Origin of the sequence: Actinopolymorpha rutila, assembly GCF_013407855.1 — a bacterium.
GTDB lineage: Bacteria > Actinomycetota > Actinomycetes > Propionibacteriales > Actinopolymorphaceae > Actinopolymorpha > Actinopolymorpha rutila.
This window is the reverse complement of sequence record NZ_JACBZH010000001.1, coordinates 2,774,625-2,790,697: the sequence shown is the minus strand read 5'-3', so window position 1 is coordinate 2,790,697 and position 16,073 is coordinate 2,774,625. Positions and strand designations below refer to the sequence as shown.

The following is a 16,073-nucleotide window of genomic DNA, read 5'->3' as shown; positions in this document are numbered from 1 at the left end:
GTCGCAAACCTGGGTGATCTCTGTCCACAGGCCGATCCGACCGCGGCACGGACGCAAAGAACCCCTGCCGCGGCTCTCAGCACCGCGACAGGGGTCCCCTGCTGCTGTCTACACGCGGTCCGAACGCAGGGCGGACCGCCCGACCTCACACCACCAGCGGCCGGTCCGTCGGCTTGATCGGCGACGGCAGGGACGTCTGCCCCTCCCGCAGCCACGCGTCGACTCCGGCCGCACACGCACGGCCCTCGGCGATCGCCCAGACGATCAGCGACTGGCCGCGCCCGGCGTCACCGGCCACGAACACGCCCTCGACGTTCGTCGCGTACGACGCGTCCCGCTTGATGTTGCCCCGCTCGTCCAGCTCGACCTCGAGCTGCTCGAGCAGGCCGCCACGGTCGGGACCGACGAACCCCATCGCCAGCAGCACGAGCTCGGCGGGGACCTCCACCTCGGTGTTCGGGACGGGCTCGAAGCGACCGTTCTCGAACTTCACCTCGACCAGCTGCAGCGCGCGCACGTTGCCCTGGTCGTCGCCGAGGAACTCCGTCGTCGACACGGCGTACTTGCGGTCGCCGCCCTCCTCGTGCGCGCTGGAGACGCGGAACAGCATCGGGTACGTCGGCCACGGCTGGTGCACCGGCCGCATCTCCGTCGGCTGCGGCATGATCTCCAGCTGTACGACGTTCGCCGCACCCTGCCGGTGTGCCGTGCCGAGGCAGTCGGCGCCGGTGTCGCCACCGCCGATGATGACGACGTTCTTGCCGTGCGCGGAGATCTGGCCCGGCACCTCCTCGCCGTGGGCGGCGCGGTTGGCCTGCGGCAGGAACTCCATCGCCTGGTGGATGCCGCCGAGCTCCCGCCCGGGCATCGGCAGGTCACGCGGGATCGTCGACCCCATCGCCAGCACGACCGCGTCGTAACGAGCGCGGAGATCCTGGCCGGTCACGTCCACACCGACGTTGACGCCGGACCGGAAGATCGTGCCCTCGCGCGACATCTGGTCCAGCCGCCGGTCGACGACCCGCTTCTCCATCTTGAACTCGGGGATGCCGTACCGCAGCAGACCGCCCACCTTGTCGGCCCGCTCGTACACCGCGACGGTGTGCCCGGCCCGGGTGAGCTGCTGCGCGGCGGCCAGCCCCGACGGTCCCGAACCCACCACGGCCACACGCTGGCCGGTCAGCCACTCCGGCGGCTGCGGAGTCACCCAGCCCTGCGCCCAGGCGCGGTCGATGATCGAGACCTCGACGTTCTTGATGGTCACCGGACCACCGGAGATGGACTCGTCGATCGCCAGCACACAGGCCGTCTCACACGGCGCCGGGCACAGCCGGCCGGTGAACTCCGGGAAGTTGTTCGTCGCGTGCAGGCGTTCGATGGCGGTGCGCCAGTCGTCGCGCCAGACCAGGTCGTTCCACTCCGGGATGAGGTTGCCGAGCGGGCAGCCCTGGTGGCAGAACGGGATGCCGCAGTCCATACAGCGCCCGGCCTGCTTGCTGATGATCGGCAACAGTGACGTGCCGATCCCCTCGCCCGGGTAGACCTCGTTCCAGTCGCGCAGCCGTTCTTCGACCGGCCTTCGGTGTGCTCCCTCGCGGGGGGTGGTGAGGAAGCCCTTCGGGTCAGCCATGTGCGGCCTCCATGATCGCTTGGTCGACGTCACGTCCCTCGGCGAAGGCACGGGCCCGCGCCTGCAGAACGCGCTTGTAGTCCTTCGGCATCACCTTCACGAACCGGTCCAGCGTCGCCTCCCAGTCGGAGAGCAACGCCTCGGCCACAGGTGAGCCGGTTTCCTCCTGGTGCGCACTCACCAGCGAGTGCACCAGGTCGCGGTCCTCCTCGGTCAGCGGCTCGAGTTCGACCATCTCGGAGTTGACCCGCCGCTGGTCGAGGTCGAGCACGAAGGCGACACCGCCCGACATGCCCGCCGCGAAGTTACGTCCGGTCGCGCCGAGTACGACGACGACACCACCGGTCATGTACTCGCACCCGTGGTCGCCGACTCCCTCCACGACCGCGGTGGCGCCGGAGTTGCGGACGCAGAACCGCTCGCCCACCTTGCCGCGCAGGAACACCTGGCCGGCGGTCGCGCCGTACGCGATGACGTTGCCGGCAATGATGTTGTCCTCGGCCACCAGCGTGGCGGCGCGGTCGGGCCGGACGATGATCCGCCCGCCCGACAACCCCTTCGCGAGGTAGTCGTTGGCGTCGCCCTCCAGCCGGAGGGTGATGCCCTGGGGCAGGAACGCGCCCAGCGACTGACCGGCCGAACCCACCAGGGTCAGGTCGATCGTGTCGTGGGGCAGGCCCTCACCGCCGTACTTCTTCGTGAGCTCGTGGCCCAGCATCGTCCCCACGGTGCGGTTGACGTTGCGGATCGGCAACTGCGCACGCACCGGCTCGCCCCGGTCCAGGGCGTCGCGGGAGATCTCGATGAGGTGGTTGTCGAGCGCCTTCTCCAGGCCGTGGTCCTGGTTGGTCACGCACCGCCGCGGCGTGCCGTCCGGCAGTTCGGGCACGGTGAGGATCGGCCGCAGGTCCAGCCCGGCCGCCTTCCAGTGCTCCACCGCCTGCGCGACGTCCAGGATCTCGGCGTGCCCGACCGCCTCGTCGATGCTGGCGAAGCCGAGCTCGGCGAGGTACTCCCGCACCTCCTGCGCGATGTACTCGAAGAACGTGACCACGAACTCCGGCTTGCCGTTGAACCGCTTGCGCAGCTCGGGGTTCTGCGTGGCCACACCCACCGGGCAGGTGTCCAGGTGGCACACCCGCATCATCACACAGCCGGACACCACCAGCGGCGCGGTCGCGAAACCGAACTCCTCCGCACCGAGCAGCGCCGCGATCACGACGTCCCGGCCGGTCTTGAGCTGGCCGTCGGTCTGCACGACGATCCGGTCACGCAGGCCGTTGAGCAGCAACGTCTGCTGGGTCTCGGCGAGCCCGAGCTCCCACGGCGCACCCGCGTGCTTGAGCGAGGTGAGCGGCGCGGCGCCGGTGCCGCCGTCGTGCCCGGAGATGAGCACCACGTCGGCGTGCGCCTTCGACACCCCGGCCGCGACCGTGCCGACCCCGACCTCCGCGACCAGCTTCACGTGCACACGCGAGGCCGGGTTGGAGTTCTTCAGGTCGTGGATCAGCTGGGCGAGATCCTCGATCGAGTAGATGTCGTGGTGCGGCGGCGGGGAGATCAGACCCACGCCCGGTGTTGAGTGCCGGGTGCGTGCGATCCACGGGTAGACCTTGTTGCCCGGAAGCTGGCCGCCCTCGCCGGGCTTGGCACCCTGCGCCATCTTGATCTGCAGGTCGGTGGAGTTGGTGAGGTACTCCGACGTCACCCCGAACCGCCCGCTGGCCACCTGCTTGATGGCACTGCGCCGCTCCGGGTCGTGCAGCCGGTCGGTGTCCTCGCCGCCCTCGCCGGTGTTGGACCGGGCGCCGAGCCGGTTCATCGCGATCGCGAGCGTCTCGTGCGCCTCCGCCGAGATCGAGCCGTACGACATCGCACCGGTGGAGAAACGCTTGACGATGCTCTCCACCGACTCGACGTCCTCGACCGGGATCGGGGCCCGCTGGCCGTACTTCAGCGAGAACAGTCCGCGCAGCGTCATCAGCCGCTGGGCCTGCTGGTCCACCCGGGCGGTGTACTGCTTGAAGATGTCGTACCGCTGGCTGCGGGTGGAGTGCTGCAGCCGGAACACCGTCTCCGGGTCGAACAGGTGCGGCTCACCCTCGCGCCGCCATTGGTACTCCCCGCCGATCGGCAGCCGGCGGTGTGCCGGCGCGATGCCGTCACGCGGGTAGGCGGTCTCGTGCCGGCGGCGCACCTCGTCGGCGATGAGGTCGAGGTCGACGCCGCCGAGCCGGGACGTGGTGCCGGTGAAGTACCTGTCCACGACCTGCTGGCCGAGCCCGACCGCCTCGAAGATCTGCGCGCCGGTGTAGGAGGCGACGGTGGACACACCCATCTTGCTCATGACCTTGAGCACGCCCTTGCCCAGCGCCTTCACCAGCTGCTGGACGGCCTTCTCCGGAGCGATCCCCTCCAGGAAGATGCCTTCCCGAACGAGGTCCTCCACGCTCTCCATGGCGAGGTAGGGGTTGACCGCGGCCGCGCCGTACCCGATCAGCAGTGCGACGTGGTGCACCTCGCGCACGTCGCCGGCCTCCACGACCAGGCCGACCTGGGACCGGGTCTTCTCCCGGATCAGGTGGTGGTGCACAGCGCCGGTGAGCAGCAGCGACGGGATCGGCGCCAGCTCGGCGTTGGAGTGCCGGTCGGACAGCACCAGGACGCGGGCGCCGGACGCGATCGCCTCCGACACCTCGGCACAGATCTCGTCCAGCCGGGCGGCGAGCTCGGTGCCGCCGCCGTCGACGCGGTAGAGACCCTGCACCGTGTGGGAGGCGTAACCCGGGAAGTCCCCGTCACGGTTGACGTGGATGATCTTCGCCAGCTGGTCGTTGTCGAGTACGGGGAACGGCAGCACGATCTGCCGGCACGAGGCGGGCCCGGGCGTGAAGAGGTTGCCCTCCGGCCCGATCTTCCCGGCCAGCGAGGTGACCAGCTCCTCCCGGATCGCGTCCAGGGGCGGGTTGGTGACCTGCGCGAACAGCTGGGTGAAGTAGTCGAACAGCAGCCGCGAACGGTCCGACAGCGCGGCCACCGGGGTGTCGCTGCCCATCGACCCGATCGGCTCGGCGCCGGTGCGCGCCATCGGCGCCAGGATGACCCGCAGTTCCTCCTCGGTGTAGCCGAAGGTCTGCTGGCGGCGGGTCACCGACTTGTGCGTGTGCACGATGTGCTCACGCGGTGGAAGGTTTTCCAGCCGGATCAGCCCGGCGTGCAGCCACTCGTCGTACGGGTGCTCGGCGGCGAGCTGACCCTTGATCTCCTCGTCCTCGATGATCCGGTGCTCGGCGGTGTCCACCAGGAACATCCGGCCCGGCTCCAGCCGGCCCTTGCGGACAACGGACTTCGGGTCGATGTCGAGAACGCCGACCTCGGAGGCCAGCACCACCAGGCCGTCGTCGGTCACCCAGTACCGGCTCGGGCGCAGGCCGTTGCGGTCGAGGACCGCGCCGACCTGGGTGCCGTCGGTGAACGCGACACATGCCGGACCGTCCCACGGCTCCATCAGGGAGGAGTGGAACTCGTAGAACGCGCGCCGGGCGCGGTCCATCTCGGCGTGGTTCTCCCACGCCTCCGGAATCATCATCAGCACCGCGTGCGGCAGCGACCGGCCGCCCATCTGCAACAGCTCGAGCACCTCGTCGAACCTCGCCGAGTCACTCGCACCAGGCGTGCAGATCGGGTAGAGCCGGTCCATCCCCCGGCCGGAGTCGGCGCCGGCGGGCTGGGCGAGCAGGTCGCTTTCCAGCAGCGCCTCGCGGGCCCGCATCCAGTTCTCGTTGCCCATGACGGTGTTGATCTCGCCGTTGTGGGCGACATAGCGGTACGGGTGGGCCAGCGGCCACGACGGGAACGTGTTGGTGGAGAACCGCGAGTGGACCAGCGCGATGGCGCTCTCCATCCGGCGGTCGGACAGGTCGGGGAAGAACGGCTCGAGCTGCTCGGTGGTGAGCATGCCCTTGTAGACGATCGTCCGCGACGACAGCGAAGGGAAGTAGGCGTCGGTCTCGTGCTCGACCCGCTTACGCAGGGCGAACGCGCGCCGGTCCAGGTCCACGCCGCTCAGCGCGGTGTCGTCGGTCCCCCGCGCGGTCAGGAAAAGCTGGCGGAACCGCGGCATCACCGCGCGGGACGTGCGCCCGAGCAGCTCGGGCACGACCGGAACGTCGCGCCAGCCGAGGACGTCGAGGCCCTCCTCGGCGGCGATGTCGCTGATCCGGGCGACGGTGGCGGCGTCGGCCGCGTCGTCGTCGGGCAGGAAAGCCGTGCCCACGGCGTACTCGCCGGGAGCCGGCAGGGCCAGGTCGGTGACCGCACGAAGGAAACTGTCAGGCACCTGGAGCAGCAGGCCGGCGCCGTCGCCGGAGTCCGGCTCGCTGCCGGACGCGCCGCGGTGATCGAGATTGCGCAGCGCCGTGAGCGCGTGCTCGACGATCTGGTGGCTGGGCTCGCCGCTCAGGGTGGCCACGAACGCCACGCCGCACGCGTCGTGCTCGAACCGAGGGTCGTACAGGCCTTGCGGCGGCGGGGGCGTTCCGAGCATGTGAATACTCCCGTCGTCAACTCGCGTTGGGACACGCTCAAGGGACGACGTTGGCCCCGGCGGTTGCATGCAGGGTAGCGGACACCTGACGGCGAGCCCCAGGGACGATGGTCCCGGGCGCACCACCTCGTCGTGGTGTCCGCTGTGAGCGAACTTCGGCGGTAGCCGGCAACGCCACAGGTCGCGACAGCATAGGCCGCGGGGCCGTGGCAGGTCACGGCGGTGTGACGTACTAGCCGAGACGCGCGTTCGATCGTACTTCGGTCATTGTGACCCCTCCGGGGGGTTTTCTGTCGAACGTGTTCGCTCCTCGGACACCTGCGGCCGGCCGGCCCCTCCCCGGCGGGGGTCCTGGTCGGGCTCGGTGGCGCGGTTGCGCTGGTCGGCGAGGTACTTCTCCTCCGGGGTGTACCGGTCGTCGCCCGGGTAGCGCTCGTCGGCGAACACACCGCGGTCCTCGGCGGGAAAGCGTTCCTCGGCGTCCGCGGGGTGGTCGGACCCTCCGGGCGCCTCCTTCGGCGTTTCCTGCCGCCCTGTGGCCTGCCGCGGAGCCGTCTCACCGCCGCGCTGCGGCCGGGGCTGCGACGGGCGGGCCCCCTCCTCGATCTGGGTGTTCTGGTCCGCCAGCCGGCCGCGGTCGACCACGAGGTGCCGCTCGGCCGCCGAGGCGGGATCCCCGTCCGGATCATCGGGATCATCCGGATCGTCCGGGCCGGACGAGTCGTCGGGGTCGGCGGAGTCGCCGCGCCCGGCGGAAACGTCGGAGTCGTCAGGTCGGCCGGGCTCGTCCGGGTCGCCGAAGCCGCGCGGATGGGCGGGGTCCTGAGCGGGGTCCTGGGCGGGATCGCCCGTGGCGCGCCCACGCTCGCCGGTCCCCCGGGCGGTGTCGGTGCCCTGGTCAGCGGTGGGCCGATCGTCCTCCGCAGCGGTCCGGCGATCGGCCGCAGCACGGGAGGTCGAGTCGGAGCCGGCTCCTGCGGTGCCCGTCGCGGCGGCGACCCCGCCGCGGCCGACGGTGTCGGCGGTGGCGCTCACCTCGTCACCAGGCGCGGGCGGTGCCGGCTCGACGACCCGTTCGCGGCCCGGGCGAAGGGTGGCCGAAAGGATGAAATAGAGCATCGCGAGCAGGAACACCAGGACCGAGGTCCAGACGTTCAGCCGCAGGCCGAGGATGTGGTTGACCGGGTCGACGCGGAGGTACTCGATCCAGCCCCGGCCGAGCGTGTAGCACATGACGTACAACGCGAACGCCCGCCCGTGGCCGAGCCGGAACCGCTTGTCGGCCCAGATCACCAGCAGCGCGGTGCCGACGTCCCAGATGCTCTCGAACAGGTAGGTCGGCTGGAACGTGGCGTACTGCTCATATCCGATCGGACGGTGCGCCGGGTCGATCCGCAGGCCCCACCACGCGGTGGTGGGAGCGCCGAACAACTCCTGGTTGAACCAGTTGCCCCACCGTCCGATCGCCTGGGCGAGGACGATTCCGGGCGCCAGCGCGTCGGCCAGCGCCGGCAGCGGAATACCGCGCCGGTGGCAGGCGATCCAGGCGCCGAGCGCGCCGAACGCCACGCCCCCCCAGATCCCGAGGCCGCCCTCCCACACCGCGAACGCCCGCATCGGCTCCCGGCCCGGGCCGAAGTAGAGCTGGTAGTCGGTGATGACGTGGTAGAGACGGGCACCCACCAGGCCGAACGGGACCGCCCAGACGGCGATGTCGGCGACGGTCCCGGGCCGGCCGCCGCGCTCGATCCAGCGGCGGTTGCCCAGCCAGACCGCCGCAATGACGCCGAGAATGATGCATATCGCATACGCCCGGATCGGGAGCGGCCCGAGATGCCACACCCCCTGCGGAGGGCTGGGTATGGACGCGAGAATCTGCATGGCCTGTGATAACTCCTGCGGGCGATGGTTACCGGTCGGACCTTACCCGCTCACTGCTTGTTGGTCTTGGCAGCCGCGGAGTCGATCGCGAGCTTGAGCCCGGTCCCGCTGGTGTCGCCCGGGTCGAGCTGCTTGCCGTTGACGAACACCGTGGGGGTTCCCTGCACGCCGCGGTCGGTGCCGGTCTGGTCGACCGCCTTGACCCAGTTGGCGAAGTTGTCGCCGTTGACGCAGGTACGGAAGGAACCGGAGGTGAGCCCGATCCCCTTGCCGAGGTCGACCAGCTGGGCGTTGGTCCAGCTCTGGCTGTAGTTGGCGTACAGCGCGTCGTGCATCTCGCGGGCCTTGCCGGCGTTGACGGCGCACCCGAAGGCGTTGGCGGCGAGCTCGGTCGGCCGGCCGAAGCCGGGCAGGGTGAGGGGGTAGTAGATCACCCGCGCCTTGCCGGCATCGACCTGTTGGTTCAGGGTCTGCTCGGCATCGCTCTCGAAGTCCCGGCAGTGCGGGCAGGCGAAGTCCTCGAACATCTCCACCACGACGGGGGCACCGGCCTTGCCGAAGCCGACACCGTCGCCCTGGCCGCCCGCCTTGCCGGCGACCGGGGTTGGGTCGCTCTTGGAGGTCGGTTTGTACGGCGCGACGACGCCCTCGGGGTAGGCGGCGGTGGTGTCGACCTTGGAACGCTGCCACTGGACGACCGCGGCGATGGCCACGATCACCACGGCCACGGCCACGGCTACGCCGATGCGCATCATGTTCTCGCGCCGCTTGGCCTGCGCCGCCTGCCGGGCACGCTCGGCGCGCAACTGCTCCCGGGCCGACTTCTTGCTCATGCCGCTCTCCGCCTCGTCTGTCCACCGGCGCCGCCACGTCGCGGCGCCGGATGCTGGTGGTGCCTCACTACGCTCGCCGGCGTACGCCGTCGGCGAGGTCGCGGGCGACTTCGCGCACCCGCTCGACGCCGGTGCGTTCGTCGGGCGCGTCCAGCAACGGGCGTACGAACGCCGAGCCGACGATCACCGCGTCCGCACTCGCCGCCACCTCGGCGGCCTGGTCGCCGTTGGACACACCGAGCCCGACACCGACGGGCAGGTCGGTGACCTCGCGCAGCCTGGCGACCAGTCCGGGGGCACCGGAGCTGGTCTGCTCACGGGCGCCGGTCACACCCATCACCGACGCGGCGTAGACGAATCCCCGGGAGGCCTGCGCGGTGAGCCGCAGCCGCTCGGTGGACGACGACAGCGCGACCAGGAAGACCCGGTCCAGGCCGGTCGCGTCGCTGGCGGCGATCCACTCCTCGGCTTCCTCCGGAATCAGGTCGGGCGTGATCAGCCCCGCCCCGCCGGCCGAGGAGAGGTCTCGTGCGAAGCGTTCAACGCCGTAGCGCTCGATGGGGTTCCAGTAGGTCATCACCAGGGTCGGGACGCCGAAGCCGGAAACCGCCTCGACCGTACGGAGAACGTCCTTGGTGCGGGTGCCGCCACGCAGCGCCTGGTCGGCCGCCGCCTGGATGGTCGGTCCGTCCATCGTCGGGTCGGAGTAGGGCAGGCCGACCTCGAAGACGTCGACCCCCGCCTCGGCCATCGCCTCGAACGCCGCGATCGCACCGTCGTAGCTCGGGAACCCCGCCGGCAGGTAGCCGACCAGAACCCCGCGGCCCTCCTCCTTCGCCCTGGCGAAGGCCGGGCCGACCCCGGCCGACGTCGAGGTGCTCACGCCTTCTCCTCCGTGCTCTCCCGCGCGGAGTCCGCCTGCACGGCGTTCTCCCGCTCCGTGCCGGCCGTCTCCACCCCGGGCTTGCCGTCGAGCAGCCCGAACCACGTGGCGGCGGTGTCGACGTCCTTGTCACCGCGGCCGGACAGGCACACCAGCACGGTCGCGTCCGGGCCGAGGTCCTTGGCCACCCGCAGCGCGCCGGCCACCGCGTGCGCGGACTCGATCGCGGGGATGATCCCCTCGGTCCGGGTCAGCAGCCGCAGCGCGTCCATCGCCTCGGCGTCGGTCACCGGGAGGTAGGTCGCGCGCCCGGTGTCGTGCAGCCAGGCGTGCTCGGGCCCCACGCCCGGGTAGTCCAGGCCGGCGGAGATCGAGTGGCTCTCGATGGTCTGGCCGTCCTCGTCCTGGAGGAGGTAGGACCGGGTGCCGTGCAGGACGCCGACCTGACCGGAGGTGATCGTCGCGGCGTGCCGGCCGGTGTCCACGCCGTCACCGCCTGCCTCGAAGCCGTACAGCCGGACGGACTCGTCGGGGACGAACGCGGTGAACATGCCGATCGCGTTGGACCCGCCGCCCACACACGCGCACACCGCGTGTGGAAGGGAGCCGGTCAACTCGATCGTCTGCGCCCGGGACTCGTCGCCGATGCCGCGGCAGAAGTCGCGCACCATCACCGGGAACGGGTGCGGCCCGGCAGCGGTGCCCAGGAGGTAGTGCGTGTCGTCGACGGAGGCCACCCAGTCGCGCAGCGCCTCGTTGATCGCGTCCTTCAGGGTCCGGCTGCCGGTGGTCACCGGGATCACCTTGGCGCCGAGCAACTCCATCCGGGCGACGTTGAGCGCCTGCCGGCGGGTGTCCTCCTCGCCCATGTAGACCACGCACTCCAGGTCGAGGTAGGCGCAGGCGGTGGCGGTGGCCACGCCGTGCTGCCCGGCCCCGGTCTCGGCGATGATCCGGGTCTTGCCCATCCGGACCGCCAGCAGCGCCTGGCCGAGGACGTTGCGGATCTTGTGGGCGCCGGTGTGGTTGAGGTCCTCCCGCTTGAGCAGGATCCGGACGCCGGCCGCCTCGGACAGCCGGGTGGCGTCGTAGAGCAGGCTCGGCAGGTTGGCGTACTCCCGGAACATCCGGTCCAGCTCGGCGGTGAACGCCGGGTCGGCCTGTGCGGCGCGGTGCGCCTGCTCGAGTTCGTCGAGCGCGCTGATCAGAGCCTCGGGGGTGAACCGGCCGCCGAAGCGACCGAAATGTCCGTCGAGTCCCTGACCGAGCGCGCTCCGGTCGGTGTTGGCAGCGGCCACGTCAGTCATCGAGTCACTTCGGTTCCGGGATCGGTTGCGAGTGGGTCGGGCGCCCGGTCGTGGGCTCAGTCATGGTGCAGGGCCGGATGGGCACCGGCCGCGACCAGATCGGCCACCGCGGACCGGGGGTCCTTCCCGGTGACCAGGCTCTCGCCGACGAGAACGGCGTGGGCACCGGCGCGGGCGTACTCGATCACGTCGTGGGGCCCGCGTACGCCCGACTCCGCCACCTTGACGATACCGTCCGGGACCCGCGGCGAGAGCCGGCTGAAGGCGGCCCGGTCGACCTCGAGAGTGCGCAGGTCACGGGCGTTGACGCCGATCAGCTTCGCGCCCGCGTCGACGGCCCGCTCGACCTCCTCCTCGGTGTGCACCTCGACCAGCGGGGTGAGGCCGATCGACACCGCGCGCTCGATCAGCGAGACCAGGGCGTTCTGCTGTAGGGCGGCCACGATGAGCAGCACCAGGTCGGCGCCGTAGGCCCGGGCCTCCCACAGCTGGTAGCTGGTGATCACGAAGTCCTTGCGGAGGATCGGAACGTCCACCGCGGAGCGCACCGCCCGGAGGTCCTCGATCGAGCCGCCGAACCGACGGCGCTCGGTGAGCACGCTGATCACGGCGGCCCCGCCGGCCTGGTAGTCGGTGGCGAGCGCGGCCGGATCGGCGATCGCGGCGAGCGCGCCCTTGCTGGGACTCGACCTCTTGACCTCCGCGATGACGGCCACGCCGTCGCCCCGCAGAACCGGCACGGGATCGATGGCGTACGGAAGAAGGGCGACCCGCTTCTTCAGATCGTCGATCGAGACTCTCGCCTGCCGCTCCTCAAGGTCGGCGCGGACCCCGTCGAGGATCTCGTCGAGAACACTCACGCAGTCAGTCCTTCCTGAGCGACCTAAGCGCAGGCGCGGGTCTTCGGCGAACGACCCGCTCTCGCTTCCAGAGACCTGCTCAGAGTAACGACGACCTCCCCCCACCCCGACACCGGCTGGCGGTCGGGGGCCTGTCCGTGCAGGGTCGCGTGCACGGCGGAGGGGGTACGGAACAGGCCCGGAATCAGTGCCAAAACCGAGCGGAACGGCGGACAGGGCCCCGGGTCACGACCCCGGAGCCCTGTCCGCCACCCGCCGGGCCGGGCTACTTCGAGCCCGGCCCCACGGAGCTCACAGCTTGATGACCAGGCTGGACATCACCTTGTCGGCGAAGGTCTGGCGCTTCTTGTCCCACAGGGGCCAGAGGAACCCGACGTAGCAGGGCAGCGCGTCCAGGATGTGCGCGAGCGCACGGACGAACGTCGTACCCGGACCCAGCGGCTGCCCGTCGGACTCACGGACCAGCTTGATGTTGAGCACCTGCTTGCCGATGCTCTGGCCGGTTCGGCCCTGCCGGAAGACGATGTTCCAGATGCTGATGCCCAGGCTCACGAGGTAGAGGATCGAGCCGATCGCCGTGGCGGCCCCGGACGGCTGGCCGCCGGACTGCAGACCGCCCATGAGCGCCGCGCCGATGGCGCCGGGGATCCAGGCCACCACCCCGTCGATGAGGTAGGCGCCGAGACGGTGGACCCACGGGGCGAGGATGTCCCGGTCGATCTGGGGAGCACCGGCGTACTCCCCGTACTGCCCCGGCTGGCCGTACTGGCTCTGTTCGTACTGGTTCTGCTGCTGGCCGTACTGCTGGCCGTACCCCTCCTGGCCCTGGGGGTACGCCTGGCCGTAGCCCGGCTGCTGGCCATGACCCTGCTGCTGGCCGTACTGCTGCCCGTACTGGCCCGGTTGCTGTTGCTGGCCGTAGCCCTGCTGGCCGCCGTGTCCCTGGGCCTGTTGGCCGTAAGGATCCTGAGGCTGCGGAGCACCGTGCCGTCCCGAGGATGAGCCCTGATCGCGCGCGTCGGAACCCGGCGGGGTCGGTGTACTCACAACCGTCTCCGTTCTGGAAGTCACAAGTGAAGGTGGGTACGAATCCGAGCAGGTTAGCGGTCACCACCTACACCTGGAACCAACTTGGGATCACGGGTTGGGGTTACGGTGAATCCGTGTCGCATCCGACCCTGAACCGACCGAGTGGTCCGGGCGGTCCGAGTGGTCCGAGCGGTCCGCCCGCCGGGACCGCCGCCCGCCCGGACGTGCTGCCGCCGGACAGCACGCTGGCCGGCATCGCCGTCCTCGGGGCAGCCGGGCTGGGACTGGCGGCGGCGAACGCCTTCTCGGGCAGCAGGTTCGGCGTCCCGTGCCTGCTGCACTCCCTCACCGGTCTGGACTGCCCGCTGTGCGGTACGACCCGGATGGCGGCCGCCGTACTGCACGGCGACCTGGCCGGCGCGCTCGGGTTCAACGCGCCGGCCCTCCTCGCCATCCTGGTCGTGGCTTACCTCTGGCTGAGCTGGACGCTCGAGCGCCTGGGCGTCCGCGTACGCCTCCCCCGCCCCGCGCTGGGCCCGCGGGCACGGTCGGCGCTCCTCCCGGCGGTGGTGGCGGCGGCCGTGCTCTTCATGGTGCTTCGCAACCTGCCCTGGCCGCCGTTCACCGCCCTGCACGTCTGACCGACCGGCCCGTCTGACCGACCGGCCCGTCTGACCGACCGGCACGCCCGATCGGCATGCGAGCGCCGACCTACCCGAGCGCCTTCCGCGCCAGGTCGAAGTACTGGTCACCGCGCACCACGCGGTAGTCGGCGCCGAGCGAGGCGGTCACCTCCGCCAGGTCCTGGGGCGTCATCGCCCAGGCGTTCACGCCGATCGCGACGAACCTCGGCGATGTGCCGTCCCAGCCCTTCGCTGAGCGGGCGATGGCGTCCTTGGTCTCCTGCACTCCGCCGACGCCGAGGATGGTGGCCAGCGGCGTACCGCCCTCGACGAGCCTGGTGGTCGTCGTGCCGGACCAGTTCAGGAAGATCCCCTGCGGCTCGGCGTCGGAGACGTACGCCCGCGTCTTGTCCGCAGACAAATCCACGTCGCGGCCGTCGACCCGGTTGAGCACGTACACGATCCCCATCCCGGTCGCGTGCATGTACTTCCCGGTCTGTTCCGTGAATCGTCCGAACGTGCCGTCCGGCCACGGGGTCGGGTAGATGTAGCCCGCGCCGGACGGCCCGGCCACCAGCAGGTCGTTGTCGGTCGCGGTGCGCTGGAAGTGGCTGAGGAAGTTCGGCGCGGCGTCGGCCAGCAGCGGGTTGGTGGTCCAGTTGACCGGCACGCTGCCCCGGCCCGGGTTGTCCCAAAGAACCCGCAGCCGGTGCTCGTTGTACTGCAGGTTGTCGCCCTCGGACATGGTGAAGGTGACGTAGACCTTGTTCTCCAGTTTGAGTGTGGGCGCGGGCTTCTGCCGGTCGGAGATCGGCGCCTGTGCACCGGAGTGCACGGTGAGGTTCTCGAACCAGTCCGCGGCGAGCACGTAGACGCCGTGCTTCGAGCACAGTTCGGTGCCGCCGAACTCGCCGGCGATGTCCTGGGCGAACCACCCGAGATAGGGCGTGTACGGCTCGACCTCGGACATGATCCGCTCGAACAGCTCGCGCTCGGCGTCGACGTTCGGGTCCAGCCAGAACGTCATCGCGCCGTTGGCCACGGCGTAGTCGCGCAGGTACGCGAAGGCCACCTTCGTCGGCCGGGCCGGCTCGGTCTTGCTCACCGACACCTCGTACTCGTTCCACATCTCCACCGACAGCGTCAGCTTCGACGTCCCGGCGGGCGGGGCGAACCCGTACACGAAGTAGCGGTTGCCGTCGGCGAACCGGTGCAGCGGCGGGCCCAGGCTGGTCTGGGAGTTGCTGTCGTCGAAGAGGTACGGGTCCTCCGCGTCGGTGCCCGGCACGAAGTCGGCAACCACCTTGTCGTCCGCGCGCAACGTCACCTGGTGCACCGCGGGACCCCAGCCGTCGTTGGTGAACGCGTCGTCGAAGCGCACCCACACGCCCTTGCCGCCGAGCTGGCCGGTGAGGTCGAACTCGTACACCTGCCGGTTGGAGGCGTCGTGGAGGTGCGTGTCCACCTTGGCGATCGTCGTGTAGTACGACGGGAGGCCCGGCGGCAGACTGACGTCCTTCAGCGGCGGCAGGCCGATCAGCATCCGGTGGGTGGTCTGCGACCAGAGGTTCTCGAACTGCCAGCGGTAGGCGTCGATCCGGCTGGTGAAGCGTCCGCGCAGGTCCTCGACCACCTTCACGCCGTACTTCGCCGTCAGCGACTTCGCCAGGTCGGGGCCGACGGCGACGAGGTTGCGCAGGCCGGCGAGGGTGGTGGCGACGTTGAGCGAGTCGGGCACCTCGGGGTCGTAGACGACGCTGCCCCGGATCGCGCCGCGATACTTCGCCACCAGCTTCCAGAAGTCGTCGTGCACGGTGTAGGACACGTCCAGGTCGCGCAGCCAGGTCAGCCGGCCCTCGCCGCTGGTGGCGTCGTCGCCGATGAGGTAGATCTGCGGGCGAACCCGGTTCACCAACCCCTGCAGCGTTCCCAGCATCAGCTTCTCGTCGCCCGACAGGCCGGTGATGTCGACGACGTCGAGGGCACGTACGGGCGCGAAGTGCGGCAGTGCCTGACCGTCCGGCCAGCTGATGCCCGACCGCACCTGGGTGGCCGTCGTGGTGACGCCGGTGGCCGGGCTGCCGGTCGCCGCCTGTGCGGTCCCTTGGGCGAGCACGTTCGGCAACGTCGCCGCACCGAGTCCGGCCACGACCATCCGGCCGAAGGTCCGCCGCGAGTACTGGTTGTTCCATGTCATCGGTCGTCGCACCGCCTGGTGGTAAGCGCTGTCCGCGCGCTGGGGAAAGGGATCCGGGCACACCCGGCCACCGCGGCGACGAACTCGGGAGAGCTGCCTCCACGGCGCGATCGGCGTACGGGAGTTGCGGGAGTTGCGGCAGATACGGGAGTACTGGCGTACGGAAGGAGCGGGCGTGCCGGAGTTGCAGACGTACGTGAGCAACAGACGTACGTGACGAACGGGCGCTCGGGGAGGGCCGACGTGCGGAGGAACCACGAACGAGAGCTGACGTGCCGAGAAAC

10 protein-coding genes are annotated in these 16,073 nt (G+C 70.5%); 1 reads left to right on the top strand and 9 read right to left on the bottom strand.

The window, feature by feature from the left end:
• Positions 1–145 precede the first annotated feature (145 nt).
• The 8 genes from F4554_RS12470 to F4554_RS33565 all read right to left on the bottom strand — a co-directional run bounded on the left by F4554_RS12470 (position 146) and on the right by F4554_RS33565 (position 12,987).
• Positions 146–1,630: a glutamate synthase subunit beta gene (locus F4554_RS12470; protein WP_179787534.1), complete on the bottom strand. Its 1,485-nt coding sequence runs from the start codon at positions 1,628–1,630 to the stop codon at positions 146–148.
• Positions 1,623–6,176 carry a glutamate synthase large subunit gene (gene gltB / locus F4554_RS12465; protein ID WP_179787533.1) on the bottom strand — a complete coding sequence of 1,518 codons (4,554 nt, stop codon included), beginning with the start codon at positions 6,174–6,176 and terminating at the stop codon, positions 1,623–1,625. The genes F4554_RS12470 and gltB overlap by 8 nt, the downstream gene beginning before the upstream one ends.
• 264 nt (positions 6,177–6,440) lie before the next feature.
• Positions 6,441–8,057 carry a prolipoprotein diacylglyceryl transferase gene (gene lgt, locus F4554_RS12460; RefSeq protein ID WP_202889263.1) on the bottom strand — a complete coding sequence of 539 codons (1,617 nt, stop codon included), beginning with the start codon at positions 8,055–8,057 and terminating at the stop codon, positions 6,441–6,443.
• Positions 8,058–8,107: 50 nt separating this feature from the next.
• Entirely contained in the window at positions 8,108–8,890 is a 783-nt protein-coding gene (locus tag F4554_RS12455; RefSeq protein WP_179787532.1) for a DsbA family protein, read from the bottom strand.
• A gap of 67 nt (positions 8,891–8,957) precedes the next feature.
• Positions 8,958–9,773 (bottom strand): tryptophan synthase subunit alpha, encoded by an 816-nt coding sequence (gene trpA, locus F4554_RS12450; RefSeq protein WP_179787531.1) that lies wholly within the window; start codon positions 9,771–9,773, stop codon positions 8,958–8,960.
• Positions 9,770–11,080, bottom strand: coding sequence for a tryptophan synthase subunit beta (trpB, locus tag F4554_RS12445; protein ID WP_179787530.1), 1,311 nt, complete (start codon positions 11,078–11,080; stop codon positions 9,770–9,772). The genes trpA and trpB overlap by 4 nt, the downstream gene beginning before the upstream one ends.
• A gap of 56 nt (positions 11,081–11,136) precedes the next feature.
• Positions 11,137–11,940, bottom strand: coding sequence for an indole-3-glycerol phosphate synthase TrpC (gene trpC / locus F4554_RS12440; protein WP_179787529.1), 804 nt, complete (start codon positions 11,938–11,940; stop codon positions 11,137–11,139).
• A 291-nt stretch (positions 11,941–12,231) separates the two neighbouring features.
• On the bottom strand, positions 12,232–12,987 hold the full coding sequence (locus F4554_RS33565) for an RDD family protein (RefSeq protein ID WP_179787528.1): 756 nt from the start codon (positions 12,985–12,987) through the stop codon (positions 12,232–12,234).
• 116 nt (positions 12,988–13,103) lie between these two features.
• Between F4554_RS33565 and F4554_RS12430 the strand changes: the two genes are divergently transcribed.
• The gene (locus F4554_RS12430; RefSeq protein ID WP_337796000.1) at positions 13,104–13,610 is read left to right on the top strand and encodes a DUF2752 domain-containing protein; all 507 of its coding nucleotides are present in this window, start codon (positions 13,104–13,106) and stop codon (positions 13,608–13,610) included.
• Positions 13,611–13,680: 70 nt separating this feature from the next.
• On the opposite strand, the gene F4554_RS12425 is transcribed toward F4554_RS12430, so the two are convergent.
• Positions 13,681–15,789 (bottom strand): GxGYxYP domain-containing protein, encoded by a 2,109-nt coding sequence (locus tag F4554_RS12425; protein ID WP_179787526.1) that lies wholly within the window; start codon positions 15,787–15,789, stop codon positions 13,681–13,683.
• Positions 15,790–16,073: the final 284 nt, after the last annotated feature.

Excerpts from the sequence above, each read along its gene's own strand:
- F4554_RS12470 (WP_179787534.1), bottom strand. The coding sequence starts at position 1,630 with ATGGCTGACCCGAAGGGCTTCCTCACCACCCCCCGCGAGGGAGCACAC.
- gltB (WP_179787533.1), bottom strand. The coding sequence starts at position 6,176 with ATGCTCGGAACGCCCCCGCCGCCGCAAGGCCTGTACGACCCTCGGTTC.
- lgt (WP_202889263.1), bottom strand. The coding sequence starts at position 8,057 with ATGCAGATTCTCGCGTCCATACCCAGCCCTCCGCAGGGGGTGTGGCAT.
- F4554_RS12455 (WP_179787532.1), bottom strand. The coding sequence starts at position 8,890 with ATGAGCAAGAAGTCGGCCCGGGAGCAGTTGCGCGCCGAGCGTGCCCGG.
- trpB (WP_179787530.1), bottom strand. The coding sequence starts at position 11,080 with ATGACTGACGTGGCCGCTGCCAACACCGACCGGAGCGCGCTCGGTCAG.
- F4554_RS12425 (WP_179787526.1), bottom strand. The coding sequence starts at position 15,789 with ATGACATGGAACAACCAGTACTCGCGGCGGACCTTCGGCCGGATGGTC.